Origin of the sequence: Burkholderia sp. MSMB617WGS (assembly GCF_001532025.2) — a bacterium.
Taxonomy (GTDB): Bacteria; Pseudomonadota; Gammaproteobacteria; order Burkholderiales; family Burkholderiaceae; genus Burkholderia; species Burkholderia savannae.
The window spans coordinates 1,444,077-1,468,174 of sequence record NZ_CP013457.1; the positions used below are offsets into that span (position 1 = coordinate 1,444,077).

Consider the following 24,098-nt stretch of genomic DNA (forward strand, 5'->3'; position numbering starts at 1 on the left):
TTACCCCTTCGTCCGACAGGCGGCGTCCGTCAGATCGAGGACGTGGCCGTTGTTGTACTTCGCGATGATGTTGTGAAAGAGCCGCGGGTCGATCGTCGAGTAGTAGCGCACGGGCTGCTTCTCGCTCGGCTGCGCGAGCTGGCCGTACGCGCTCATGTCGAGCCGGTCGGCCGACGCGCGCACCTTCGCGACCCACGCGTCGAACGCGTCGCGCGACGTCGCGAGCGTGCGGAACTTCATGTCGGAGAAGCCGCGGCCGCTGTAGTTCGCGGAGATCCCGGCGAAGTCGCCCGGCTCGTCGGCGATCAGGTGCAGGCGCGTCTGCATGCCGGCCATCGCGTAGACCTGCGTGCCGAGCTGCGGAATGAAGAACGAGTTCATCACCGAATCGGACGTGATCCGGAAATTGATCGGCGTGCCGACAGGCACCGCCAGTTGGTTCACCGAAGCAATGCCGAGATCCGGATAGACGAAGAGCCACTTCCAGTCGAGCGCGACGACCTCGACGTCGATCGGCTTCACCGACGATTGGATCGGCCGATACGGATCGAGCTCGTGCGTGGTCTTCCACGTGAGGATGCCGAGGAACAGGATGATCAGCGACGGCACCGTCCAGATCACGATCTCGATCGCGGTGGAATGCGCCCACTTCGGCGAGTAGGTCGCGTTGCGGTTCGACGCGCGGTAGCGCCACGCAAAGAGCAGCGTGAGGAGGATCACCGGCACGACGACGATCAGCATCGCCCACGTCGACGTGGCGATCAACGCCTTCTCCGCGGCGCCGATCGCGCCCTTCGGATCGAGCACGTGCAGCTCGCTGCATCCGGAAAGACCCGCGACGAGTCCTAATCGCAGGATCGCGGACGCTCTACTCGTTATTCTTCGGATCATTGAATTTGCCTAAGTTTGTGATGAAGCAGGCCTAGCGAGACGCCGAAACGCATTCGTCGCACTCGATGCGACAACCAGTCGCTTTGGCGGCGGAATGTAGCGGAATTTCGCGGATTGCATGTTGACGATTCGCAAACAACGCATGGGGCGAGGTCTTGATGCATGTTCAGGCGAGCCCGATGCACGGCCCAAAATGGGTTGGAAAGACAGTGGCGGAAAAATGGAAGCCGACACGCCGCGCGCCGGCTTTGCGCGCATGGGCGAGCCCGTATGCTCCGAAAAGCTTGTGTTGAATCAACGTGAACGAAGATCGGCGAGCGAAGGAGGAAGGCGGCATGTACCTTCGAAGACGCGATCCGTCAGGTCGCCTATCGAATCACGAACTACACCGCCTTTCCGATGCAAGATCCTTCACCCAACCTGAAGCCCGAGCTGAAGCTCGACGATCCGTTCGTCGATGCCGTTCACACGGAATTCGTCCAGTTGCTCGACGCAGCCGCGCGCGCGGACGACGCGCACTTCCTGCAGGCGTTCGACGTCTGGATCGATCACTGCCGTCAGCACTTCGAACGAGAAGAGCGCTGGATGGCGAGCACGAAGTTCGGGCCGCAGTACTGCCATGCGGCCGATCACGACGAAGTGCTGAAAGTGGCGGCGTCCGTGCGCGACAAGATCGCGCGCGACGCGCAGTTCGAACTGGGCCGCCGGCTGCTGGCGGAAGTATCGGATTGGTTCGATCATCACGTCCGGACGATGGACTCGATGATGGTCGCCCACCTGAAGATGCTCAACTTCGCGATGCTCGACGAGCGGACCGAAGTCTGACGCGGCTTCGCCGCTGTCGGCCGGGCGCCGGCGGCGGCGCGGAAGCGACTGCGGAAGAGGGCGCGGCCGATTCAGCCGCGCGACGATCGACTGCCGCATTCGTGAGAAGCGGGCGCGCGGCGGCGCCCGTTCGCGTTCGAACGCGAACCCGTCATCGCGTTCGCGCGGCCGCTTTCGCCGGCATCGCGATCGCGAATTCGTGCATCTTCTCGGCCGCGCTCAATCCATTCTTCGGTGGCGGGCCGACGAGATCCGCGAGCGTCGCGCCGTCCAGTTCCTTGAAATATGCGCGCAAGGCGCGGTCGAGCAGCCGCTCGAGCCGGCACTTCGCCGCGAGCATGCACGTATTCGTGTTCCGGTCGAAGCACTCGACGAGCCGAAAGTCCGTTTCGGATGCGCGAATCACGTCGCCGATGCCGATACGCTCGGGCGGCAGCGCGAGACGCACGCCGCCGCCCCGGCCGCGCGTCGTCTCGAGCGTGCCTTGGCGCGCGAGGCTGTTGACGATCTTCGTCAGGTGATTCTTCGACACGTGGTGGCGCTCGGCGAGCTCCGCGATCGTGATGAGGCGATCCGGATTCGACGCGCAATACATCAGCACGCGCAGCGTGTAGTCCGTGTATTCAGAGAGTCGCATACGTGGCAAAAAGATGCATATCCAATGTTGCTATCGAGGGTGGCGCGCTATAAGATGCGCAATACATGCACCTTATATAGCTAACGGCTGCATGTTGCAAGCCGGGCGATTGCCGACGGCACTTCCCGGCGGGTGGCGGGCGTTCCACACGGGTCGCGCGCCGCGTCTTTCTCCTTTTCAAGGGCTATGCCATGAGCGAGCAGTACGCATCCGTCATCGACGTTCGTAGGATTCCTCATCACAAGCGCCATGCACTGATCTTCGGCACCTTCGATGCGTTGCCCGGCGGTGAAGCGCTGCAACTGATCAACGATCACGATCCGAAGCCGCTCTATTACCAGTTGGAGCAACTCGCGGCCGATTCGTTCGAATGGACGTACCTGGAGGCGGGACCGTCGCAGTGGCGCGTGCAGATCGCGAAGCGCGACGGCGCGCTCGGGCACGATGCGGGCGACAGCTGCTGCTCGGGCGGCGGCTGCGGCGGTTGAATCGCACGGCTTGACGCGGCGCGACGCAACATGGCGCGGTGTCCGCGCTTGGCGTCGCGTCGCTCCGCATGAACGGCGGCGGGCGGGAATGCGCGGCGGGCGTCGTTCGCCGGATGTCCGCACGGATGTTCGCACGGATGTTCGGCGCGTCGCGTCATGTCGCGCCGCGTTACGTCGGCGCGGACAGCGTCCGCGAAAGGAAACGCCCGCAAGCGCGGGCGTCACGGCGCTTTCGGCCGGCTTTGACGGCTCATGCTTCGCCGCGTCGCAGCGCCGTTTCTTCAAAGACCGAGCGCGAGCATCGCCGTCTCCGACATCCGCGACCGATCCCACGGCGGATCGAACACCATGTCCACGTTGACCTCGCCGACGAACGGCAGCGCGAGCACCTTGTCGGCGACTTCGTCGGCGAGCGCTTCTCCCATTCCGCAGCCGGGCGCGGTCAGCGTCATCCTGATCGATACCTTCAAGCGATCGTGCTCGGCGGGCTCGATCATGCAGGCGTAGATGAGGCCGAGCTCGACGATGTCGACTGGAATCTCCGGGTCGTAACAGGTCTTCAGGGTCCGCCAGACGAACGCTTGCGCCTCGTCGTGCGAGACGGGGCCGTCCGGCGCTTCGATCTCGTCGGGCGGTGGCCGGCCGATCGCGTCCGCATCCGCGCCGCGCAGCCGCACCATTTGGCCGCCGACGACGAGCGTGAAGTTCGTGCCGAGCGCCTGCGTGACGTCGGCGACCGTGCCCGCGGGCAGGTCGAGCGGCGCGCCGGACGGCACGCATTCGACGGCAACCGGCCGTTGCAGGACGACCGTTTCTTTCGGACGTCTCATGATGCGTGCGCCTCGTGTTCGGACGCATCGGTCGCGCGCGTGTCGAGCGCGTGCGCGAGCGCGTGCCAACCGAGCAGCGCGCATTTGATCCGGCTCGGATAGCGCCGCACGGCGACGAGGCTCGCGAGCTTGCCGAGATGGGCCTCGTCGTGCTCGGCCTGGCCGGTGAGCACCGCGCGGAATCGCTGCTGGAGCTGCCGCGCGGCTTCGACGTCGCGGCCGATCACGGCCTCGGTCATCATCGACGCGGACGCGATGCAGATCGCGCAGCCGTGGCCTTCGAAGCGGATGTCGCCGATCCGGCCGCCTTCGATGCGCAACTGCACCTTCAGATCGTCGCCGCATCGCGGATTGTGCCCACGCGCCTCGTGCGTCGGATCGGCGAGCTTGCCGAAGTGACGCGGCGCGCGCTTGTGCTCGACCACGAGCTCCTGATAGAGCGTGTTTCGCGCGTCGGCGGGCGCAGCGAGGGAGAGTGTCGAATTCATCGCAATACCTCGAGTGCATGCGCGACGCCGGCCACGAGTCGTTCGACCTCGTCGTGCGTGTTGTACAGCGCAAACGATGCGCGTGTCGTCGGCCCGCAGCCGAGCCGCTCGAGGAGCGGCTGCGCGCAGTGATAGCCCGTGCGCAACGCGACGCCGCGCTCGTCGAGCAACGTGCCGATGTCGTGCGGATGCGCGCCGTCGGCGACGAACGACACGATCGCCGACGACGTGTGCGCGGCGAGCACGGTCACGCCGTCGAGCGCCGCGAGGCCCGCTGCCGCGTGGTCGCGCAGCGCGCGCACGTGAGCGTCGATCGCCTCTCGGCCGATTTCGTCGATATAGTCGGCGGCGGCCGCCATTCCGATCGCGCCCGCGACGTTCGGCGTGCCGCCTTCGAGCCTCGCGGGCAATGCGTCGAACGTCGCGTCGGTTTCGCCGACCCAGCTCACCATGTCGCCGCCGAAGCGCAGCGGCACGAGCCGATCGAGCGCCTCCCGGCGGCCGACGAGCGCGCCGGTGCCCATCGGCCCGTACATCTTGTGGCCGGAAAATGCGGCGAAGTCGCACGCGAGCGTCGACAGGTCCGGCACTTCGTGACTCATTGCCTGCGCGGCGTCGAGCACTGTCAGCGCGCCTGCCGTGTGCGCGGCGGCGAGCAGCGCTTCGTAGGGCGGCCGCTCGCCGGTCGCATTCGAGCAGGCCGTGACCGAGAACACGCGCGTGCGCGGCGTCAGCAATCGTTCGAGATCCTTCACGTGCAGGCGGCCCTCAGGGTCCGGGGGCAGGATTCTCAGCCGCGCGCCGCAGCGGCGCGCGGCCATCTGCCACGGCACGAGATTCGCATGATGCTCGAGAGCGCTGACGACGATCTCGTCGCCTTCCTGCAGCACGGCCCGCGTATGGCCCGCGAGCGACAGGCCGTGCGCGACGAGATTCAGCGCGTCGGTCGCGCCCGACGTGAAGACGAGCAGATGATCGGCGCGCCCGCCGACGAAACGCGTCAGCGTGTCGCGCGCCCGCTCGTAGGCGTCGGTCGCGCGCTGGCTCAGCGTGTGGACGCCGCGGTGAATGTTGGCGCGATCGCGCTCGTCGAAGCGGCGCATCGCGTCGAGAACGGGCCGCGGCATGTGCGTCGTCGCCGCGTTGTCGAGATAGGCGAGCGGCGCGCCGTTGACGCGCTGCGCGAGTGCGGGAAACGCGTTCACCATCGTCGCCGAGCGCAGCATGTCACCCATGGTGAACCTCCGTTGCCGCCGTTGTTTCCGTCTGTTCGGCCAGATGCCGTTCGACCTCGCGTGCGACGAGCGTATCGCCGCCGAGCGTCTCCAGCATGCCGGGCGCGTCGATGCCGCGCGCGAGCGCCGAGCGCGCCATGCCCGCGATGATCAACGCCCGCGCATCGCGTCGATCGAGGCCGCGCTGGCATGCGTAGAAGAGCGCGTCTTCGGGCAATGCGCCCCACGTCGCGCCGTGCGCCGCCTGCACGTCGTCGTGATGGATCTCGAGATGCGGCCGCAGCACGACGCGCGGTTCGCCGCTCGTCGGAATGCCGCTCAGGCGCTGCCGGAGATCGGCACCCGATGCGCCCGCCGCAATCGACGAGAACGCGTTTGCGACGATCTGCGCGTTGCCGCTCGCGAGCGCGAGCGAATCGATCGCGCTCTTCGTGCGTGGCGCCGCGTGCGTTGCGCGCATCTGCTGTTCGAGCTTCGCGTGCGCGGATGCGAACAGCACGCCGGAGGCGCGGGCGAGCGCATGCTCGCCGCGCAGATCGAGCACCGTGCGTTGCAGGTGGTACTCGCTGCCCGCCGCGAGCAGCGATTGCCGATATTGCGCGCCGCACTCGAGCTGCACGTGCACGTGATGCGCGATGCGGTCGAGCGCGCCAGGCGTCGCGACGCGCAAATGATAGAGCGACGCGCCGGCGCCGAGCCGGATATGCGCCCGCAGGTTCTGCGTGATCGGGCCGTTGCGGCCCGCGGCTTCGTGCCCGTGCGATTCGATCAGCACGCAGCGCGCGCCGGGCATCACGTCGATCACGACGAGCGGCGCTTCGACGCTCGCATGCGGCTGCAACCGCAGCTGAAGCATCACGGGCGGGCATTGCGCCGAACCGCTGCCGATGCGCAGACGCAGGCCGGATTCGCACAGCGCGCGATGCGCCCAGAAGAACGGCGCGGCGTCGCCTTCGCCGGACGTCGGCAGATCCGCGAACAATGCGGCGCGCTCGGCGGGATCGGCCGTGCCCAGCCAGCGTGCGTCGACATGCCCGAGCGAGCCGGAGCCGACGGGCGCGAGCAGCCAGCCGGCGCGCGCCGGCGCGCTCGGCGCGGCCGATCGCGCGCGGCGAGCGTCGTCGCCGAGCCAGGCGTCGGCGGCGGGCGGCGGAAGATGGCGAAACGATTCGGCGCGGCGCGGGACCCAGCCGCGTTCAGAGAGCCGCGCTCGCGCGGCGATCCGTTCGGTGTCGGTGGTCGTCATCGCGTCAGGCCTCCGCGAGTGCGTTCGTGCGAACGAAGCCCTTCGCCGCGATATCCCGCGCCAGACCGAGATCGCCGGATTCGACGATGCGCCCGCGATCGAGCAGCAACACGGTATCGGGCGCGAGCGATTCGATCATCTGCAGGTAATGCGACACGATCACGAACGCGGTGCCTCGCTCACGCAGCCGGCCGATCAGGTCGATCGCCGCGCGCACGCCGTCGACGTCCATGCCCGAGTCGATCTCGTCGAGCATCGCGAGCCGAGGGCGCAGCAGCGCGAGTTGCAGCAGCTCGTTGCGCTTGCGCTCGCCGCCCGAGAAACCTTCGTTCATCGAACGGTTGAGCATCGAATCGGACAGGCCGACGCGCGTAGCGGCCGCGCGCGCGTCGCCGAGAAAATCGACGGCGTCGAGCGCCGTGTCGCCGCGCGCTTCGCGCACCGCATTGAGCGCGGTGCGCACGAAGAGATTGTTCTTCACGCCGGGAATATCGGGCGGCGCCTGGAACGACAGGAACAGGCCGGCGCGCGCGCGCTGCTGCACCGTCATCGCGAGCAGGTCCTGCCCGTCGAAGCGCGCGTGGCCGCGCGCGAAGCGATAGGCCGGGTGGCCCGCGAGCGTCATGCCGAGCGTGCTCTTGCCGCTGCCGTTCGCGCCCATCAGCACGACGAGCGCGCCCGCCGGCACGGTAAGCGACACCGACTCCAGCACGCGGCGCTCCGCGACGTCGACGCTCAGATCGAATACCTGCAGCAAGGGTTCGGATCGATTCATGGTGGTTCCTCGGTTCTTCATGTGTGGGATCAGCCGACGGCGCCTTCGAGCGACACCGCGAGCAGCGCTTTCGCTTCGAGCGCGAATTCCATCGGCAGCGCTTCGAGCACGGCCTGACAGAAACCGCCGACGATGAGCGCCGTCGCCTCCTGCGGATCGATGCCGCGTTGCTGGCAATAGAAGAGACGGTCTTCGGAGATGCGCGTCGTCGTCGCTTCGTGCTCGACGACGGCGTCGCCGCGCGCGCTCTCGACGTACGGGAACGTGTGCGCGCCGCACTGCGGTCCGATCAGCAGCGAATCGCACTGCGTGTGATTGCGGGCGCCTTCGGCCGTGCGCGCCACGCGCACGAGGCCGCGGTAGCTGTTCTGCGCGCGGCCGGCGCTGATGCCCTTCGACACGATTCGGCTGCGCGTATTGCGGCCGAGATGGATCATCTTCGTGCCGGTGTCGGCCTGCTGGCAGTGATTCGACACGGCGATCGAATGGAATTCGCCGCTCGATTCGTCTCCGCGCAGCACGACGCTCGGATATTTCCACGTGATCGCGGACCCGGTTTCGATCTGCGTCCACGCGATGCGCGAGCGCGCGCCCGCGCACAGCCCGCGCTTCGTCACGAAGTTGTAGATGCCGCCGACGCCGTTCGCGTCGCCCGGATACCAGTTCTGCACGGTCGAATATTTGATGGACGCGTCGTCGTGCGCGACGAGTTCGACGACGGCCGCGTGCAGTTGATGCTCGTCGCGCTGAGGCGCGGTGCAGCCTTCGAGATAGCTGACGTGGCTGCCGGGCTCGGCGATGATCAACGTTCGCTCGAACTGACCGGTGTTCCGCGCATTGATCCGGAAGTACGACGACAGCTCCATCGGGCAGCGCACGCCCTGCGGCACATAGACGAACGAGCCGTCGGAGAACACGGCCGAATTCAGCGCCGCGTAGAAGTTGTCGGCGGGCGGCACGACGGTGCCGAGATAGCGCTCGATCAGCTCCGGATGGTGTTCGACCGCATGCGAGAACGAGCAGAAAATCACGCCCGCTTCGGCGAGCTGTTCGCGAAAGGTCGTGCCGACCGACACGGAATCGAACACCGCGTCGACCGCGACGCCGGCGAGCCGGGCGCGCTCGTGCAGCGGCACGTTGAGCTTCTCGTAAGTCTCGAGCAGCTTCGGATCGACGTCGCCGAGGCTCTTCGGCCGGTCTTTCAGCGATTTCGGCGCCGAATAGTACGACTGCGCCTGGAAATCGATCGGCGCGATGCGCAGCTTGCCCCAGTCGGGCGGCGTCATCGCGAGCCAGCGCTCGAATGCGGCGAGCCGCCACTCCAGCAGGAACGCCGGCTCGCGCTTGCGGCGCGAAATCTCGCGAACGACGTTTTCGTCGAGGCCGGGCGGCAGCGCATCGGATTCGATGTCGGTCACGAATCCTTGCCGGTAGGGTTGTTCGAGCGCTCGGGCGAGCGGCGTGGGTGGGGCGACGTTGAGCATGGGCGAATCCGTGTAGAGCAGGGCGGTCACGACGGTGCGATGCGAAGCGCTGCGCATCGCGCGACTCGCGATCGGTCGATCATCCTAATTGTTGTACATGGTATGCATCTAATTGGCAGGCCGCAAGCAAAGGCGTGGAGACCCTGCTTCGAGTCGTGTTTTTGCGAGCTGTGCGCGCGAACGCGAAGGCAGCGACGTGTCCGCGCGCGCCGCGAGCCGAGCCGATGTGATGGTGCGGCGCGCGATGGCAAGCAACGAAATACTCGTTCGAGTGACGAGGCGATTCGCCGGATGCCGCGATGCAAGCGGATAGCGAAAAAGTATTTCGGAGTCCGTCTCGATCCGGGCGCGCGTTCCGCGATGATCTGTCGAGGCGCGACGCGGCGGTCGTCGCGGTATTTTCCGAAAACGTGCAGTCTTGCCCGCGTCTCACGTGCGCCGCGAACCCAACGGTGACGCGCGTCCGGTTCAGCCCGCCTTGCCGTCGATGCGCGGCGAAGTCAGGTAGCCCGTGTAGCGCATTGCATAGACGGCGAACGCCGCCACCCAGCACGCGCCCGCCGCATCGATCCAGACGCTCGTCATGTCGGGCGCGACCCAGGGCCCGAACACGCGCACGAGCGTCGCGGCGATCAGCAGCCAATAGCATGCGATTTCGTTCGGTCCCGCACGCAGCGGCCGGCCGGTATGGCCGAGCGCGGTGCGCGTGATCATCGCAACGATCGCGCAGCCGATTACGCCGACCGTCAGCGCGTGAATCGCGAGCGAGTGCGGCGCGACGTCGAGCGCGAGCATCGCGAAGCCGAGCGGCACCCACGCATACGCGACGTGCAAGATCCACAGGATCGGCCGCGCGCCGACGCGCCACGAGCGCCAGCCGACGATGCGCGTCGCGTGCAGCGCGGCCGCCGCGAACGCGACGGCGGCGACGAGCGCGCCGGGCAGCGCAATCGCATCCGCGCAGAGCGCGAGCACGGTGACCGGCGCGGCGAGCGTCTCGACGAATTTCCAGCGCTTGACCGCGAACCCGGGAATCGCGTTCATCGTGAACGTCGGCACGATGCGGCCGGCAATCACGACGACGAACAGCAACACGAGACCGATGGCCGAATACGCGGCTTGCAGCGCGAGATCGAGGCGTCCGTGGGCGGCCCACCAGTGAAAGAGCGCGTTGAGCGCGCCGAGCAGAAAGAGCGCGACAGTCAGGAACACGTTGCGATGGTTGCGTGCGGCGAGCAGCACGCGCAGCAGGATGAGCGCGGTGATCGGCAGGAACGCGGAGTCGACGGCGGCGGCGAGCGGTTCGGGGCCCGCCCAGACGAGCAGGCGTCCCGCCGCCCATAGCAGCCAAAGGGCGGCGAGCTGCGCGCCGTGCGGCGTATCGCGCGAGGTCCATGCTCGGATCGCCGTCAGCAGAAAGCCGACGACGATCGCGGCCGAGAACCCGAACACCATCTCGTGGACATGCCACGCAAGGCCGCTCATCGCGGGCGACCGGCCGGCCACTGGAAACCCGTGCAGCGACGCGAGCCAGAGCGCGATCGACACGATCCCGAAATAAGCGCCGCCGAGATAAAACGGCCTGAACCCGAGCCGCAGCACCGGCAGGCCGGTGGGCTGCCGAGAAGGTTGATGGGTCGCGAGCGGGATCTTCACGTTGGCTCTCCGGTTAAGATGCATATATTATGTATCTTAATGCGTGAATCGATGCGGGTCCAACGCTCGTGCGCGACCGCGGGTCGCGATGCCGCGGCGGCGGCGAACGAGCCGGCCGGTCCACCGACGAACGGCCGCGTGGCACGGCGCTCCCGCATGGATGATGCGTCGCGCGCGTACGGAGATTCTTGATCGAATGCGTTGCGGGTATCCGACATCGGGCGCGATTTTGATCTGCGTCAGGAAATGTTCAGGAAAGCCGAGCATTGCCGAGCATGCGACACAGCGACGCACGAATTCGGAGGCGCCGCGTTCGATGCGTACAAATGACGCAGCGTGCGCGAACGTCGAATCATGCGTGCGCGAGCTGCACGTATTGCGCAAACGGCTGCGTCGGTGTGCGCAATACGTGCAGCTCGCGCAATTTGCGCGATGTGGCGAAGATTTTGATGGCGATGTCTGACGATTGATTTTGCTTAAGTTCGCTTAAGTGTCGGGTCGAACGATCCGTATACGGCGGAAACGAGGCCGAAACGGTCGTCTCATCACATCGAAAAGGGGCAGGAATGAGCAAGCAAATATTTGGACCTGGAATGCGCTTGATGGCGCGCATGAAGTTGCCCAGGAAGCTCGCGATTCTCGCCGCGCTGTTCATCGTGCCGCTCGTCGCGGCGCTCTACGCGACGCTCGCCGTCGCGTTGCATGCCTATGCGACGACGCAAAGCGAGCGCGACGGCATCTCGATCCTCGAAACGACGCAGGATCTGTTGAAGGCCGTGCAGGTGCGGCGCGGCGCGGGCGCTTCGGTGCTCGCGGGCAACGAAGCGATGCGCGGGAAATTCGACGCGGCGAGCGCGAGCGCTGAGCGTCTCGTCGCGGCATTGAAGCAGCAGGTGCGCGACACCGGCCGATTCGATGTCGTTGCGCCGGTCGATGCGCTCGCGAGCCAGTACGCGAAGGCGGCGACGGGCGGGCTCGGCACATCCGCCGCGGCGCTGTTCGATTCGCACACCGACGTCATCCATTCGATCTTTCTGTTCGAGAAGGATCTGGCGGTCGCCTCGCAGCTCGGTGTCGATCCGGACGCATCGAACTATCACCTGATCGACTCGGTGCTGTTCGTGCTGCCGGGCACGGCCGAGACCGTCGGCGTGTTGCGCGGCAAGGGCTCGGCCGCGCTGAGCAGCGGCGCGCTCGGCGACGCCGACAAGCGCGAGCTCGCGGTGCGCGCGAGCGGCCTGGCCGAGCAGATGAGCGTGATTCGGCATCACCTCGAACGCGTGAACGGCACGCGCGGCGCCGGCGGCGGCGCGCAGACGCCGGGCGGCATCGATCTCGGCGCGGTCGCGGCATTTCAGCGCACGGCGGCCTCGCTCGCGGGTGGCGATGCGTCGATCGACGCGAAGACGTACTTCGGCCAAGGCAGCGATGCGATCGACGCGCTGTACCGCGCGCATGGCGCGCTCGCGCAGCAGTTGCGCGAGCGGCTCGCGGCGCGCGCGCACGCCGAGCAGATGAAGGTGACCGCGATCATGACGCTGAGCGTCGCGCTCGTCGCGTGCGCGCTCTATCTGTTCGTCGCGTTCGCGATGTCGACGCACGACGACGTCGCGCAATTGTCTTCCTGCATGCATGCGGTGGGCGACGGAGATCTGCGCCGGCGCCTCGCGGTGAGCGGCAAGGACGAGTTCGCGTTCATCAAGCGCGGCTTCAACGCGCTGCTCGACGTATGGGCGCAGACGCTGACCGAGACGCGGCGCGTCGCCGATTCCGTGATGGTCGGCAGCCAGCAGATCGCGGCGGGCAATCTCGATCTGTCGGGCCGCACCGAAACGCAGGCGGCGTCGCTCGAGGAAACGGCGGCGAGCATGGAGGAACTGACGTCGACGGTGCGCCACAACGCATCGAACGCTTCGCACGCGAGCACGCTGAGCGCGCAGGCGTCCGAGCGCGCGGCCGACACAGGCCGGATCGTGGGGCATGCGGTGTCGCTGATGACGCAGATCCACGACAGCTCGAACAAGATGGCGGACATCGTGTCGGTGATCGAGGGCATTGCGTTCCAGACCAACATCCTCGCGCTGAACGCGGCCGTCGAGGCGGCGCGAGCGGGCGAGCAGGGCAAGGGGTTCGCGGTGGTCGCGGGCGAAGTGCGCGCGCTCGCGCATCGCAGCGCGAGCGCCGCGAAGGACGTGAAGGAACTGATTCACGAATCGATCCGGCACGTGACCGACGGCTCGTCGCTGTTCAGGCGCGCGGACGACGCGATTCGCAGCGTGAACGCATCGATTCGCAGCGTGGATACCGTCGTGAGCGAAATCGCGAAGGCATCCGAGCAGCAAAGCGAAGGGATCGAACAGGTCAACGCGGCGATCACGCAGATGGACGAAGTGACGCAGCGTAACGCGGCGCTCGTCGAGGAATCGGCGGCGGCGAGCGCGTCGCTGCGCGAGCAGGCCGAGCACATGGGACAACTCGTAGGGCGCTTCGTGCTCGCGTAGCGGGCGAACAGCCCTTCAGCGTATACGCGCGCCGCGCCGCGAGCGGCACGTGCGCGACGTCGGAGGTTGACTTGCATCAAGTCCGTTCGCACTGCACGCCCGACAATGAAACGCCGGCATTTTGCGCGGCATGCCAGGGTATAAGCAGATGGACATCACGAAGCATACGAACGAAGGCGCGGATACCGCCGCGCCCGCTCCCCAACACGCCGCGCCCGCGTTCGCGGACGTTCAGATCTCCGAAGCGCTGATCCGGCGCTTCGACCGCCAGGGGCCGCGCTATACGTCGTACCCGACGGCCGACCGGTTCTCCGACGCATTCGACGAAGACGCCTACCGCGAATATCTGTCGCGACGCGCGACGGCCGAGCGCAATCCGCCGCTGTCCGTCTATCTGCACCTGCCGTTTTGCGAATCGCTCTGTTACTTCTGCGCGTGCAACAAGATCATCACGCAGGACCATAGCCGGACGAACGCGTACGTCGACTATCTGATCCGCGAGATGGACCTCGTCGCTCGGCATCTCGGCCGCGATCGCCTGACGACGCAGTTGCATCTCGGCGGCGGCACGCCGACGTTCTTCGCGACCGACGAGCTCGCGCGCCTGATGCGCGCGCTGCGCGGCCACTTCGAATTCGCGCCGCAAGCGGAGCTCGGCGTCGAGATCGATCCGCGCACGGTCAATGAGCGGACGCTGCAGTCGCTCGCGTCGCTCGGCTTCAACCGGACGAGCTTCGGCGTTCAGGATTTCGACCCGTCCGTCCAGGAGGCGGTGCACCGGGTCCAGCCGCTGCCGATGGTCGAGCGCGCGCTCGCCGCGAGCCGCGAGGCCGGCTTCGAATCGGTCAACATCGACCTGATTTACGGGTTGCCGCGGCAGACGCCCGCGAGTTTCGCGCGCACGCTCGACGAGGTGATCCGGCTGTCGCCCGATCGCATCGCGGTGTACAACTACGCGCATCTGCCGAGCCGTTTCAAGGCGCAGCGCCTGATCGTCGAATCGGAGCTGCCGCCCGCCGAGGACCGGCTGAGCATCTTCATCGAATCGACGCAGCGGCTGCTCGACGCCGGATACGTGTACATCGGGCTCGATCACTTCGCGAAGCCCGGCGACGAGCTCAGCAACGCATTGCGCGAGGGCAGCCTCCATCGCAATTTCCAGGGCTACACGACGCAGGCCGAATGCGACCTGATCGGCTTCGGCGTTTCCGCGATCGGCAAGGTCGGCGCGTCGTACAGCCAGTCCACGCGCTCGCTGAAGACGTATTACCGCCATCTCGACGCGGGACGCCTGCCGATCGAGCGCGGCTTTGCGCTGACGCCCGACGATCTGCTGCGGCGCGAAGTCATCATGACGGTGATGTGCAGCACGCCCGTCGATTTCGCGGCGATCGGCCGCAGGCACTGCATCGATTTCACGCAGTATTTCGCGCCCGAGCTGGCGCGGCTCGAGCCCTATCGCGACGCCGGCCTGCTGGCGATCGAAGCGGACCGGATCGCCGTTACGCCGAAGGGGCGCATGTTCGTGCGCGCGATCGGCATGGTGTTCGACGGCTATCTCGGCCGGCCGGCCGCGGCGTCCTATTCGAAGCTGATCTAGAAGGTGGCGTGATGAAAGAAAGCAAGATTCCGGTGCAGGATTTCCTTGCACGGTTGCCGCTCTTCAGCGGGCTTTCGCGCGGCGAGCTCGACAATCTCGCGCGGGGCACGATGCGCGTGCAGGTGTCGCGCGGGCAGACAGTGTTCAGCCGGGGCGACCCGTGCGGCGGCTTTCATATGATCGTCTACGGTCAGATCAAGCTGAGTTCGTTTTCGCCGCTCGGCATCGAGAAGATCGTGCGTCTGCTCGGGCCGGGAGACAGCTTCGGCGAAGCGGTGATGTTCATGGACAAGCCTTACGCGGTGACGGCGAAGACGCTCTCCGACGCGCTACTCCTGCACGTGACGAAGGCCGCCGTGACCGACGAGCTCGATCACAACCCGGCGTTCGCGCGCAGGATGCTCGCGAGCCTCAGCATGCGGCTGCATCAGCTCGTCGTCGACGTCGAGACGTATTCGCTGCGCTCGGGCACGCAGCGCGTGATCAGCTATCTGCTCGAGCAGAACGACGCACCCGCGGAATCCGGCCTGCAGATCCGGCTCGAGACGGGCAAGAAGGCGATCGCGTCGCGGCTGAATCTCACGCCCGAGCACTTCTCGCGCGTGCTGCGCGATCTCTGCATGCGCGAGCTTGTCGTCGTCAACGGCCGCGACATCTTCATCCCCGACGTCGATCGGCTACGCTCCGAGATGCAGTACTGACGACGCGACGCGTCGCTTGACCTGTGCGTAGCGCCGCCATGCGCCGAGCATGTTGACGGCGAGCCAGCCTGCCGACACGCCGAGCGCGACGGCGGCCGGCCGCGCGAATGCGCCCGGCGCGACGCTCGCGGCGACGAGCAGCAGCAAGGCGGCGACATGCGCGAAGAACTGCCTGCGGGCGATGCGCTCCGGCAGCATGTCCTTGACCTTCGGCATGGCGGGGATCGCCGTGTCGCTCGCCTTTTGCGCGTGATACCACAGCAGGAACGGAATGATCTTGTAGAGCATGCCGTTGATCGCCGACCATGCGCCGCCGATCGTCAGCAACACGCCCGTCGTGATTGCAACGTCGCGGCCGCCGACGCTTGCGTTCACGATCCAGAGCACGCTCGCGCCTGCGACGCTCGCTGTCGCGGTGCGCCAGAATAGCGTCGTGGTGTCGGCTTCGGGGCGCTTGCGGGTCCACAGCAGGTAAAACGTGAGCGTGGCGTACGCCGCGTACGTCACGTATAGCGCGACGCGAATCACGCCGGCCACGAAACCGAAGCGGCCGGCCGATCCGACGGCGACGATCGACGCCGCAACGAGCCACGCGAACACGCATGGACCCAGCCAGCGCGTGACGATGCGCGGATAGGGCTCGGTGGCCTGAAACATCGGAATCAACTGAAATGAGATGCCGATCGTCAGTAGCCCGACCCATCCGGCGAGCCCCCAGGCCGCGTGCAGATCGACGAGATCGATCGAGAAGAAGGGCAGATGCCCGCCGAGCGCGAACGCAAGCGATGTGCCGAGCGCGACGGTGGCCGCAAGCGCGAGCAGCGCGATGCGCACGGTGCGCAGCACGCTCGCGGCGCCGGCGGGCATGCGCCGCCGGTGCCGCGCGAAGCCGATCGCGCAGACGAGCAGGAACCCCAGGAACGCGGCGCCGAGCAGCAGCGCGGCAGGGGCGAACAGCGCGGGGGCCCGGCACGCGAACGCGGCCGCGAGCAGCAGCGTGCCGAGCACCAGGCACGCGTGGATCGCGGTCGCGCTTGCGACGGGCGACGCAATTCGAATGCCCGCCGCGACCGACATGATCTGGATCATCGCGCCGATCATCGTCGACGCGAGCATGCCGAGCGCGACGAGGTGCGTGAGCGCGAGCGCATACGGCGACCAGCGCGACGCGAACGCGTCCGGTCCCGCCCACAGCAGCACGCCGGCCGCGGCGATCGCGAAGAGCGGCGCGCTTGCGAAAAAACGCAGCGGCGCGCTCAGCGCGGGAGAATTGTCGAGTTCGAGTTTGCGCTGCATGGCGGGAAGCATGTCGGCTGAGAAAGGCGTCGCGAACGCGCACGAAGGGCGCGCTCGGCGCCGCCGCAATGGCACGGCGCGGCGCCGCGCCGCAGCCATGTTTCGGTATTCTGATCATAACCCCGGATTGGTCGTCGACCCGGGCAGAGACCTTGACGCGGATTAAGGCGACGGAAACGGGTTCGGCCGCACACTTACGCACCGGGCGTAAGCCGCCCCTTTCAGGAATTTGCCGTGTCCGTCGCCAAAACCGTATTCAAGAATCTCGTAATCAAGGGCAGGTCGCTGCTGCCGATTGTGCAAGGCGGGATGGGCGTCGGCGTGTCCGCGCACCGGCTTGCCGGCACCGTCGCGTCGCTCGGCGCGTGCGGCACGATCTCGAGCGTCGACCTGCGTCGGCATCATCCGGACCTGATGGCGCGCACCGGCCGCTCGCGCGATCGCGCGCTCATCGATGCGGCGAATCTCGAGGCGCTCGATCGCGAGATTCGCGCGGCGAAGTCGCTCGCGAACGGCTGCGGGCTCGTCGCCGTCAACGTGATGCGCGCGTTGTCCGAATACGCGTCCTACGTGCGCCAGTCGTGCGAGAGCGGCGCGGATGCGGTCGTCGTCGGCGCGGGCCTGCCGCTCGATTTGCCTGAGCTCGCCGCCGATTTTCCCGATGTCGCGCTGATTCCGATCCTGTCGGACGCGCGCGGCATCGGGCTCGTGCTGAAGAAGTGGATGCGCAAGAATCGTTTGCCCGACGCCGTCGTCATCGAGAACCCGCGCTACGCGGCGGGCCATCTCGGCGCGCCGACGACCGACAGCCTGAACAATCCGAATTTCGCGTTTCCCGCAGTGCTCGAAGGTACGTTCGAGCTGTTCAAGGAGCTCGGCATCGAGCGCGAGCGCATTCCGCTCATCGCGGCGGGCGGCATTCACAGCCACGAGCAAGTGCGGCAATTGTTCGCGCTCGGCGCGAGCGCGGTGCAGCTCGGCACGCCGTTCGCGGTGACGGAAGAGGGCGATGCGCATCCGAACTTCAAGAAAGTGCTCGTGGAAGCGGGGCCCGACGACATCGTCACGTTCATGAGCGTCGCGGGCCTGCCGGCGCGCGCGGTGCGCACGCCGTGGCTCGCGAACTATCTGGAGCGGGAAAAGAAGCTGCAGCGCGCGGCGAAGCCGCGCAAATGCCTCGTCGGCTTCGATTGCCTGCAGCAATGCGGGCTGCGCGACGGCATCGCGAAGCACGGCCAGTTCTGCATCGATACGCGGCTCGCGTTCGCGCTCGCGGGCGACATCAAGCGCGGCCTGTTCTTCCGCGGCTCGGAGATTTTGCCGTTCGGCCACGAGATCCGTTCGGTGCGCGAGCTGATCGACTATCTGTTGACGGGCGTGAAGCGCGCGGCCGCCGCGGTCGTCTCGCCTGAGCCGGCTTGCGTGCCGCTGCCCGCGCTCGGCTGAAGGCGCTTCGCTTCGGGCGACGCCGGTTCTCGCCGCTCGACGGCATGCCGCGAGCGGTTTTTCGTTTCCTTGATGGAGCCGTCATGCCATGACGCAAAGCAGTCACATCGCGACAGGCGCCGTGCCGATCGAACTCGTGTGTCCGGCGGGCAGCCTGCCCGCGCTGAAGGCCGCGGTCGACAACGGCGCGAACTGCGTGTATCTCGGTTTTCGCGACGCGACGAACGCGCGCAACTTCGCCGGCCTGAACTTCGACGCGCAGGCGATCGACACCGGCATTCGCTACGCGCACGAGCGCGGTTGCAAGGTGCTCGTCGCGCTCAACACGTATCCGCAGCCGGACGGCTGGACGGCCTGGCGCGAAGCGGTGGGCCGCGCGGCCGACGCGGGCGTCGACGCGATCATCGTCGCCGATCCGGGGCTCATGCGCTTCGCGCACGAACGCTATCCGGCGCTGCGGCTGCACCTGTCGGTGCAGGGTTCCGCGACGAACTACGAGGCGATCAATTTCTATCACGAGCATTTCGGCATCGCGCGCGCGGTGCTGCCGCGCGTGCTGTCGCTCACGCAGGTCGAGCAGGTGGCCGAGAACACGCCGGTCGAAATCGAAGTGTTCGGTTTCGGCAGCCTGTGCGTGATGGTCGAGGGGCGCTGCGCGCTGTCGTCGTACGCGACGGGCGAATCGCCGAACACGCGCGGCGTGTGCTCGCCGGCGAAGGCGGTGCGCTGGCAGAAAACGCCGGACGGCCTCGAATCGCGGCTCAACGGCGTGCTGATCGATCGCTACGAAGACGGCGAGAACGCCGGTTATCCGACGCTCTGCAAGGGGCGCTTCACTGTCGCGGACGAAAGCTACTACGCGATCGAGGAGCCGACGAGCCTGAATACGCTGGAGCTGCTGCCGAAGCTGATGCAGATCGGCATACGCGCGATCAAGATCGAGGGACGCCAGCGCAGCCCCGCATACGTCGCGCAGGTGACGCGCGTGTGGCGCGACGCGATCGATCAGTGCGCGGCGAACCTTGCGCGCTACTACGTGAAGCCCGCATGGATGACGGAATTGAACAAGGTCGCGGAAGGGCAGCAGCATACGCTCGGCGCTTATCACCGGCCGTGGAAATGACACGCACGACGGCGCACGCCTGAATGCGGGAGCGAGGATCATGAAAATTGCTTTGGGGCCGGTGCAGTACTACTGGCCGCGCGTCGCGACGATGCAGTTCTATCAGGCGATGTCGGAGACGCCCGTCGACATCGTCTATCTCGGCGAAACCGTTTGCTCGCGCCGCCACGAACTGCGCGCAGCGGACTGGCTCGAGATTGCCGACATGCTGGCCGAGGCGGGCAAGGAGGTCGTGCTGTCGACGCAGGTGCTGCTCGAATCGGGCCGCGATCTGAAGACGATGCGCGAGATCGTCGAGAACGGCCGCTATCTGGTCGAGGCGAACGACATGGGCGCCGTGCGCTGCAGCGCGCGGCGCGCGTTCGTCGCCGGGCCGTGGCTCAACGTCTACAACCCGCCGACGCTCGCGATGCTCGCGGAACTCGGCGCGCGGCGCTGGGTGATGCCGCCCGAGATGAGCGAGGCGGGCCTCGCGAGCATGCAGGCCGAGCGTGCCGAGCATCTGGAAACCGAAGTGTTCGCGTACGGGCGCATTCCGCTCGCGTTTTCCGCGCGCTGCTTCACCGCGCGGAACCGCAATTTTCCGAAGGACAACTGCCAGTACGTATGCATGGAGCATCCGGACGGCTTGCCGCTGCACACGCGCGAAGGCGAGCCGTTTCTCGTGCTCAACGGCATCTCGACGCAATCCGCGCGCGTCTACAACCTGATCGACGAGATCGACGCGCTGCGTGCGCTGAACGTCGACGTCGTGAGGCTCAGCCCGCAATCGCAGCACATGGGCGACGTGATCGATGCGTTCCACGGCGTGCTGAGCGGCCGCACGAATGCGCGCGACGCGCTCGCGGCGCTGCACGAGCGGATGCCGGAAGCGTCGTGCAACGGCTATTGGCACGGCAAGCCGGGCCTCGAGCGCGTCGTGCGCTGAAGCGTCGGCGCGGCCCGTGCCGCGCCGCTTCCGATTGGTTTGTGAGGATTCCGTGATGAATGCCGCGATCTATCAATTGCCGACCATGGTCGGCAAGCTGCTGTCGAAACTGCCCGCGTATCCGGGGGCGCTGCTGTTCGCGGGCGGGATCAATCTCGTGCTGCGCAAGCATTTGCCCGCGGAGACGCTCGCGCTGCTGGAGGATCGCCCGCTGCGCATCGAAGTGAAGGACGCGGGCGTCGCGTTCGATTTCGTCTGCCGGCGCGGCGCGTTTTCCGCGCTGTCCGGCCGACGCGACGTCGACTTGACGATCGGCGCGACCGCATACGATTTCTATCTGCTGTCGCAACGCCGCGAAGATCCGGACACGCTGTTCTTCAGCCGGCGCCTGACGATGGAAGGCGACACCGAGCTCGGGTTGCTCGTGAAGAATTCGCTCGACGCGATCGATCTGTCGGCGTTCTCGTTCGATCAGTGGCTGCCGGCGCGGCTGTTCCGTTCGCGGCCGATCGAGCGCGGCGGAATGCCGGACTGATAGGCGCGCAATCCGGGGAGCGCTCGTTCAGGAGAGCGGAATGAAGAACGAAACGAAGACGCTGCCGATCGTCTATTCGTGCTCGGGATGTTCGAACGTCGCGCAACTCGCGAATCACGTCGCGGTGCGGCTCGACCGTAGCGGCGACGCGGAGATGTCGTGCATCGCGGGCGTCGGCGGCGACGTGCCGTCGCTGTTGAAGCTCGCGCATTCGGGCCGGCCGATTATCGCGATCGACGGTTGCCCGCTCGTGTGCGCGAAAAAAAGCCTCGGGCGGCACGGGATCGCGCCGGACGAGCATGTGCAACTCGGCGAGCACGGCGTCAGGAAGCGCTTTCACGAGGACTTCGACCCGGCCGACGCGAAGCGCATTCTTGCGCTCGCGCGCGACGAAGCGTTGCGGCTCGCGCGATGCGGGCGCGAGCACGCGCATGACGGCGCCGCGCGCGTCGACGAGCGCGCGGATGCCGCACTGCAAGACAAGGTGTGATTTCGTTCGGGAGCATCGCGGGCGGCTTGTCGGCGTCCGGTTCGCTCGGCAATCGAGTGGTGGGATCGACGCATGCGTCGCATGCGGCGAAAGCGCCCTCGGAGTCGTCGTTGCAGAGTGCATCTTGCGCTCGGGGCGCACCTTTGATTTCGCCGCTCGCGCGCACGCGATCGCATGGACGCAGATCGCATGCGCGCCGATTCAACCGCGTCGAACCGCGAAATTCGCGAACAGGCGATCGAGCCTGGCGAGCAATGCATCGCTCGGATAGCCGATGACCGGCGTGGCATTCAGCGTGCTGTCGTCGCATCCCTGCGCGCGAAACACTTGCAGCACGTAATTCTCGACGCCGAGATCGGCGAGTTCATGGGCGAGCCGCAGCAGCGCGGGCTCCGGCAGCAGGTCGGGATGCGCGGTCGTCCGGCATTCGTACGCGACGCCGCTTGCGAGCACCGCTTCGAGGCTCCGCCGCGCGTGGCCGCCGCTCGCACGCACGTGCGTCGTGTGCGCGTAGTCGTCGAACGGCGCCTTCACGTCGAGCCCGATCCAGTCGAGCGACGGCAGCAGGTGCGCGAGCCGCCGCGGATGCGTTCCCGCGCTGTGCATGCCGACCTTGAAGCCGAGCCGCCTCACGTCGTCGATCGACGCGGCGAGCGCCGGATCGATCGGCGGCTCGCCGCCGCTGAACACCACGGCGTCGATCAGGCCGACGCGGCGCGCGAGGAACGCGAGCAGCGCGTCCCATTCGATCGCGGCGGGTTGCGAGCGCGCCTGCAGATGCGGGTTGTGACAATATCCGCATCGCCATGGGCAGCCCTGCACGAACACGACCGCGGCGAACCGGCCGGGATAATCGGTCGCGGTGAACGGGACGAGCCCGCCCACCTTGAGCGGATGACGCCGGGCGAGGGCGAGGTTCATCGCGCGGGCCGTGCGCTTACGCCGCGGCGCGCAACGCGACGTCGCTCGACTCGCGTTCGCGGAAGTACTTGCGCTCGTGGAATTCGCCTTTCTTGCCGACGTTGAACGACGACATAGGGCGGTGGTAGCCCATCACGCGAGTCCAGATCTCGCACGGCTGGCGCTCGTCGTCGGACAGCGCGATCGCGGCGAGGGCGGCTTGGTCGTTGGTTTTCAGCGTCGTCATGATGTTCAGGCTTCCATCGGTTGGGATTGAGACAACTTGCGACGCAGCAGCGCTTCGTCGCACTTCGGGCAAAACGGGTGGCTGCCGGCGAGATAGCCGTGCGTCGGGCAGATCGAGAACGTCGGCGTGACGGTCAGATACGGCAGCGAGAAACGGGTGAGCGCGCGCTTGACGAGCGTGCGGCACGCGTCGGCCGACGAAAGCGGCTCGGTCATGTACAAATGCAGCACCGTGCCGCCCGTGTATTTGCGCTGCAGGTCGTCCTGCCGCTCGAGCGCCTCGAACGGATCGTCGGTGAAGCCGACCGGCAGTTGCGACGAGTTCGTGTAGTACGGCATCTGCGGCGTGCCCGCCTGCAGAATGTCCGGATAGCGGCGGCGGTCTTCCTTCGCGAAGCGATACGTCGTGCCTTCGGCGGGCGTCGCCTCGAGGTTGTACATGTGGCCGGTTTCCTCCTGGTACTCGACGATGCGCGCGCGCACGTGATCGAGCAGGCGCAGCGCGAACGCGTGGCCCCAGTCGGTCGTCAGGTCATGCGCGTCGTGGGTGAAATTGCGGATCATCTCGTTGATGCCGTTGACGCCGAGCGTCGAGAAATGATTGCGCAGCGTGCCGAGATAGCGCTTCGTATACGGGAAGAGGCCGTTGTCCATGTGACGCTGGATCACCTCGCGCTTGATCTCGAGGCTGTCCTTGCCGTAGTCGAGCAGCTCGTCGAGCCGCGCGAGCAGCGCGCGCTCGTCGCCCGCGTGCAGATGGCCGAGCCGCGCGCAATTCACGGTGACGACGCCGATCGAGCCCGTCTGCTCGGCCGAGCCGAAGAGCCCGTTGCCGCGCTTCATCAGCTCGCGCAGGTCGAGCTGAAGACGGCAGCACATCGAGCGGATCATGTTCGGCTTCAACTCCGAATTGATGAAGTTCTGGAAGTACGGCAGGCCGTAGCGCGCGGTCATCTCGAACAGGCGCTCGGCGTTCGGGCTGTGCCAGTCGAAATCGGCCGTGATGTTGTAGGTCGGAATCGGGAACGTGAACACGCGGCCCGCCGCATCGCCTGCCTGCATCACTTCGATGTACGCACGGTTGATCATGTCCATTTCGGCCTGTAGATCGCCGTAAGCGAACGGCGTCTCCTCGCCGGCGATCACAGGCACCTGCTCGCGCAGGTCCTCCGGGCAGATCCAGTCGAACGTCAGGTTCGTGAACGGCGTCTGCGTGCCCCAGCGCGACGGCACGTTCAGGTTGTAGATCAGTTCCTGGACGTACTGCCGGACTTCGGCGTAGGTGAGCGCGTCGCGGCGCACGAACGGCGCCATGTACGTGTCGAACGAGCTGAACGCCTGCGCGCCCGCCCATTCGTTTTGCAAGGTGCCGAGAAAATTCACGATCTGGCCGACCGCGCTCGACATGTGCTTCGGCGGGCCCGACTCGACCTTGCCGGGCACGCCGTTCAGGCCTTCGGCGAGCAGCGTGCGCAGCGACCAGCCCGCGCAATAGCCGGACAGCATGTCGAGATCGTGGATGTGCAGGTCCGCGTTGCGGTGCGCTTCGCCGATCTCGCCCGGATACACGTGGCTCAGCCAGTAATTCGCGATCACCTTGCCGGACACGTTCAGGATCAGGCCGCCGAGCGAATAGCCCTGGTTCGCGTTTGCGTTGACGCGCCAGTCCTGCCGCTGCAGGTATTCGTTGATCGACGATTCGACGTCGATCAGCGGCTTGTCGCGCGACGCCGGATTCGACGCGGCGTGGGGGAGCATGGTCTCGGACAACGTGGGC

The 24,098-nt window shown here is 66.8% G+C and carries 24 protein-coding genes; 10 read left to right on the forward strand and 14 right to left on the reverse strand.

The window, feature by feature from the left end; genetic code table 11:
- Nucleotides 1-891 carry a ubiquinol oxidase subunit II gene (gene cyoA / locus WT60_RS07260; RefSeq protein WP_085740680.1) on the reverse strand — a complete coding sequence of 297 codons (891 nt, stop codon included), beginning with the start codon at nucleotides 889-891 and terminating at the stop codon, nucleotides 1-3.
- A gap of 399 nt (nucleotides 892-1,290) precedes the next feature.
- On the opposite strand from cyoA, the gene WT60_RS07270 reads away from it, so the two are divergent.
- Entirely contained in the window at nucleotides 1,291-1,716 is a 426-nt protein-coding gene (locus tag WT60_RS07270; protein ID WP_038750756.1) for a bacteriohemerythrin, read from the forward strand.
- Nucleotides 1,717-1,867: 151 nt separating this feature from the next.
- On the opposite strand, the gene WT60_RS07275 is transcribed toward WT60_RS07270, so the two are convergent.
- Nucleotides 1,868-2,353: an Rrf2 family transcriptional regulator gene (locus tag WT60_RS07275; protein ID WP_059647785.1), complete on the reverse strand. Its 486-nt coding sequence runs from the start codon at nucleotides 2,351-2,353 to the stop codon at nucleotides 1,868-1,870.
- 191 nt (nucleotides 2,354-2,544) lie between these two features.
- Here WT60_RS07275 and WT60_RS07280 point away from each other — a divergent pair, with 191 nt between their 5' ends.
- Nucleotides 2,545-2,841, forward strand: a complete 297-nt coding sequence (locus tag WT60_RS07280; protein WP_059671504.1) for a DUF2249 domain-containing protein — start codon at nucleotides 2,545-2,547, stop codon at nucleotides 2,839-2,841.
- 281 nt (nucleotides 2,842-3,122) lie between these two features.
- Here the strand turns inward: WT60_RS07280 and sufT are convergent, their stop codons facing one another.
- From sufT to WT60_RS34365, 8 genes are all read right to left on the reverse strand, one after another.
- Complete coding sequence (gene sufT, locus WT60_RS07285) at nucleotides 3,123-3,671, reverse strand: putative Fe-S cluster assembly protein SufT (RefSeq protein ID WP_038750747.1); 549 nt, start codon at nucleotides 3,669-3,671, stop codon at nucleotides 3,123-3,125.
- The gene (sufU, locus tag WT60_RS07290; protein WP_060356513.1) at nucleotides 3,668-4,159 is read right to left on the reverse strand and encodes a Fe-S cluster assembly sulfur transfer protein SufU; all 492 of its coding nucleotides are present in this window, start codon (nucleotides 4,157-4,159) and stop codon (nucleotides 3,668-3,670) included. The genes sufT and sufU overlap by 4 nt, the downstream gene beginning before the upstream one ends.
- Nucleotides 4,156-5,394 carry an aminotransferase class V-fold PLP-dependent enzyme gene (locus tag WT60_RS07295; RefSeq protein ID WP_060356512.1) on the reverse strand — a complete coding sequence of 413 codons (1,239 nt, stop codon included), beginning with the start codon at nucleotides 5,392-5,394 and terminating at the stop codon, nucleotides 4,156-4,158. Before WT60_RS07295 ends, sufU begins: the two co-directional genes overlap by 4 nt.
- Nucleotides 5,387-6,640 (reverse strand): SufD family Fe-S cluster assembly protein, encoded by a 1,254-nt coding sequence (locus WT60_RS07300; RefSeq protein WP_060356511.1) that lies wholly within the window; start codon nucleotides 6,638-6,640, stop codon nucleotides 5,387-5,389. Before WT60_RS07300 ends, WT60_RS07295 begins: the two co-directional genes overlap by 8 nt.
- A 4-nt stretch (nucleotides 6,641-6,644) precedes the next feature.
- On the reverse strand, nucleotides 6,645-7,415 hold the full coding sequence (gene sufC / locus WT60_RS07305) for a Fe-S cluster assembly ATPase SufC (RefSeq protein WP_060356510.1): 771 nt from the start codon (nucleotides 7,413-7,415) through the stop codon (nucleotides 6,645-6,647).
- A gap of 29 nt (nucleotides 7,416-7,444) precedes the next feature.
- The gene (gene sufB, locus WT60_RS07310; protein WP_060356515.1) at nucleotides 7,445-8,899 is read right to left on the reverse strand and encodes a Fe-S cluster assembly protein SufB; all 1,455 of its coding nucleotides are present in this window, start codon (nucleotides 8,897-8,899) and stop codon (nucleotides 7,445-7,447) included.
- A gap of 468 nt (nucleotides 8,900-9,367) precedes the next feature.
- A complete protein-coding gene (locus WT60_RS07315) occupies nucleotides 9,368-10,555 on the reverse strand; it encodes an NnrS family protein (RefSeq protein ID WP_060356509.1) in 1,188 nt (395 codons plus the stop codon).
- 352 nt (nucleotides 10,556-10,907) lie between these two features.
- The gene (locus WT60_RS34365; RefSeq protein ID WP_186448599.1) at nucleotides 10,908-11,168 is read right to left on the reverse strand and encodes a hypothetical protein; all 261 of its coding nucleotides are present in this window, start codon (nucleotides 11,166-11,168) and stop codon (nucleotides 10,908-10,910) included.
- On the opposite strand from WT60_RS34365, the gene WT60_RS07325 reads away from it, so the two are divergent.
- The 3 genes from WT60_RS07325 to WT60_RS07335 all read left to right on the forward strand — a co-directional run bounded on the left by WT60_RS07325 (nucleotide 11,122) and on the right by WT60_RS07335 (nucleotide 15,357).
- Entirely contained in the window at nucleotides 11,122-13,056 is a 1,935-nt protein-coding gene (locus WT60_RS07325; RefSeq protein WP_060356508.1) for a methyl-accepting chemotaxis protein, read from the forward strand. The two genes, WT60_RS34365 and WT60_RS07325, sit on opposite strands and share 47 nt — an antisense overlap.
- A 148-nt stretch (nucleotides 13,057-13,204) precedes the next feature.
- Nucleotides 13,205-14,656, forward strand: coding sequence for an oxygen-independent coproporphyrinogen III oxidase (hemN, locus tag WT60_RS07330; protein ID WP_060356507.1), 1,452 nt, complete (start codon nucleotides 13,205-13,207; stop codon nucleotides 14,654-14,656).
- 11 nt (nucleotides 14,657-14,667) lie between these two features.
- Nucleotides 14,668-15,357 carry a Crp/Fnr family transcriptional regulator gene (locus WT60_RS07335; protein WP_060356506.1) on the forward strand — a complete coding sequence of 230 codons (690 nt, stop codon included), beginning with the start codon at nucleotides 14,668-14,670 and terminating at the stop codon, nucleotides 15,355-15,357.
- Here the strand turns inward: WT60_RS07335 and WT60_RS07340 are convergent.
- Nucleotides 15,334-16,653 (reverse strand): hypothetical protein, encoded by a 1,320-nt coding sequence (locus WT60_RS07340; protein WP_059584172.1) that lies wholly within the window; start codon nucleotides 16,651-16,653, stop codon nucleotides 15,334-15,336. The genes WT60_RS07335 and WT60_RS07340 overlap by 24 nt on opposite strands.
- A gap of 234 nt (nucleotides 16,654-16,887) precedes the next feature.
- On the opposite strand from WT60_RS07340, the gene WT60_RS07345 reads away from it, so the two are divergent.
- The 5 genes from WT60_RS07345 to WT60_RS07370 all read left to right on the forward strand — a co-directional run bounded on the left by WT60_RS07345 (nucleotide 16,888) and on the right by WT60_RS07370 (nucleotide 21,175).
- Entirely contained in the window at nucleotides 16,888-18,099 is a 1,212-nt protein-coding gene (locus WT60_RS07345; RefSeq protein WP_038750718.1) for a nitronate monooxygenase family protein, read from the forward strand.
- 88 nt (nucleotides 18,100-18,187) lie between these two features.
- Nucleotides 18,188-19,222 (forward strand): peptidase U32 family protein, encoded by a 1,035-nt coding sequence (locus WT60_RS07355; protein ID WP_038750715.1) that lies wholly within the window; start codon nucleotides 18,188-18,190, stop codon nucleotides 19,220-19,222.
- A gap of 40 nt (nucleotides 19,223-19,262) precedes the next feature.
- On the forward strand, nucleotides 19,263-20,150 hold the full coding sequence (locus tag WT60_RS07360; RefSeq protein ID WP_038750712.1) for a U32 family peptidase: 888 nt from the start codon (nucleotides 19,263-19,265) through the stop codon (nucleotides 20,148-20,150).
- 55 nt (nucleotides 20,151-20,205) lie between these two features.
- Nucleotides 20,206-20,685: an SCP2 sterol-binding domain-containing protein gene (locus WT60_RS07365; protein WP_060356505.1), complete on the forward strand. Its 480-nt coding sequence runs from the start codon at nucleotides 20,206-20,208 to the stop codon at nucleotides 20,683-20,685.
- 40 nt (nucleotides 20,686-20,725) lie between these two features.
- Nucleotides 20,726-21,175: a putative zinc-binding protein gene (locus WT60_RS07370; RefSeq protein ID WP_060356504.1), complete on the forward strand. Its 450-nt coding sequence runs from the start codon at nucleotides 20,726-20,728 to the stop codon at nucleotides 21,173-21,175.
- A gap of 201 nt (nucleotides 21,176-21,376) precedes the next feature.
- On the opposite strand, the gene WT60_RS07375 is transcribed toward WT60_RS07370, so the two are convergent.
- From WT60_RS07375 to WT60_RS07385, 3 genes are read right to left on the reverse strand one after another with little or no spacing between them, the layout of a single operon-like run.
- On the reverse strand, nucleotides 21,377-22,096 hold the full coding sequence (locus WT60_RS07375) for an anaerobic ribonucleoside-triphosphate reductase activating protein (protein WP_060356503.1): 720 nt from the start codon (nucleotides 22,094-22,096) through the stop codon (nucleotides 21,377-21,379).
- Nucleotides 22,097-22,112: 16 nt separating this feature from the next.
- Nucleotides 22,113-22,325 (reverse strand): anaerobic ribonucleoside-triphosphate reductase, encoded by a 213-nt coding sequence (gene nrdD / locus WT60_RS35540; RefSeq protein WP_081989811.1) that lies wholly within the window; start codon nucleotides 22,323-22,325, stop codon nucleotides 22,113-22,115.
- 2 nt (nucleotides 22,326-22,327) lie between these two features.
- Nucleotides 22,328-24,079 carry a ribonucleoside triphosphate reductase gene (locus tag WT60_RS07385; RefSeq protein ID WP_038750769.1) on the reverse strand — a complete coding sequence of 584 codons (1,752 nt, stop codon included), beginning with the start codon at nucleotides 24,077-24,079 and terminating at the stop codon, nucleotides 22,328-22,330.
- Nucleotides 24,080-24,098 lie beyond the last annotated feature (19 nt).

Excerpts from the sequence above, each read along its gene's own strand:
- WT60_RS07365 (WP_060356505.1), top strand. The coding sequence starts at position 20,206 with ATGAATGCCGCGATCTATCAATTGCCGACCATGGTCGGCAAGCTGCTG.
- sufC (WP_060356510.1), bottom strand. The coding sequence starts at position 7,415 with ATGAATCGATCCGAACCCTTGCTGCAGGTATTCGATCTGAGCGTCGAC.
- sufU (WP_060356513.1), bottom strand. The coding sequence starts at position 4,159 with ATGAATTCGACACTCTCCCTCGCTGCGCCCGCCGACGCGCGAAACACG.
- WT60_RS07375 (WP_060356503.1), bottom strand. The coding sequence starts at position 22,096 with ATGAACCTCGCCCTCGCCCGGCGTCATCCGCTCAAGGTGGGCGGGCTC.
- WT60_RS34365 (WP_186448599.1), bottom strand. The coding sequence starts at position 11,168 with ATGCGCGCCATCAAGCGCATTCCAGGTCCAAATATTTGCTTGCTCATT.
- WT60_RS07325 (WP_060356508.1), top strand. The coding sequence starts at position 11,122 with ATGAGCAAGCAAATATTTGGACCTGGAATGCGCTTGATGGCGCGCATG.
- WT60_RS07280 (WP_059671504.1), top strand. The coding sequence starts at position 2,545 with ATGAGCGAGCAGTACGCATCCGTCATCGACGTTCGTAGGATTCCTCAT.
- hemN (WP_060356507.1), top strand. The coding sequence starts at position 13,205 with ATGGACATCACGAAGCATACGAACGAAGGCGCGGATACCGCCGCGCCC.
- WT60_RS07335 (WP_060356506.1), top strand. The coding sequence starts at position 14,668 with ATGAAAGAAAGCAAGATTCCGGTGCAGGATTTCCTTGCACGGTTGCCG.
- WT60_RS07295 (WP_060356512.1), bottom strand. The coding sequence starts at position 5,394 with ATGGGTGACATGCTGCGCTCGGCGACGATGGTGAACGCGTTTCCCGCA.
- cyoA (WP_085740680.1), bottom strand. The coding sequence starts at position 891 with ATGATCCGAAGAATAACGAGTAGAGCGTCCGCGATCCTGCGATTAGGA.
- sufT (WP_038750747.1), bottom strand. The coding sequence starts at position 3,671 with ATGAGACGTCCGAAAGAAACGGTCGTCCTGCAACGGCCGGTTGCCGTC.
- WT60_RS07385 (WP_038750769.1), bottom strand. The coding sequence starts at position 24,079 with ATGCTCCCCCACGCCGCGTCGAATCCGGCGTCGCGCGACAAGCCGCTG.
- WT60_RS07340 (WP_059584172.1), bottom strand. The coding sequence starts at position 16,653 with ATGCAGCGCAAACTCGAACTCGACAATTCTCCCGCGCTGAGCGCGCCG.
- sufB (WP_060356515.1), bottom strand. The coding sequence starts at position 8,899 with ATGCTCAACGTCGCCCCACCCACGCCGCTCGCCCGAGCGCTCGAACAA.
- WT60_RS07360 (WP_038750712.1), top strand. The coding sequence starts at position 19,263 with ATGAAAATTGCTTTGGGGCCGGTGCAGTACTACTGGCCGCGCGTCGCG.
- WT60_RS07370 (WP_060356504.1), top strand. The coding sequence starts at position 20,726 with ATGAAGAACGAAACGAAGACGCTGCCGATCGTCTATTCGTGCTCGGGA.
- WT60_RS07275 (WP_059647785.1), bottom strand. The coding sequence starts at position 2,353 with ATGCGACTCTCTGAATACACGGACTACACGCTGCGCGTGCTGATGTAT.
- WT60_RS07300 (WP_060356511.1), bottom strand. The coding sequence starts at position 6,640 with ATGACGACCACCGACACCGAACGGATCGCCGCGCGAGCGCGGCTCTCT.
- WT60_RS07355 (WP_038750715.1), top strand. The coding sequence starts at position 18,188 with ATGACGCAAAGCAGTCACATCGCGACAGGCGCCGTGCCGATCGAACTC.
- WT60_RS07270 (WP_038750756.1), top strand. The coding sequence starts at position 1,291 with ATGCAAGATCCTTCACCCAACCTGAAGCCCGAGCTGAAGCTCGACGAT.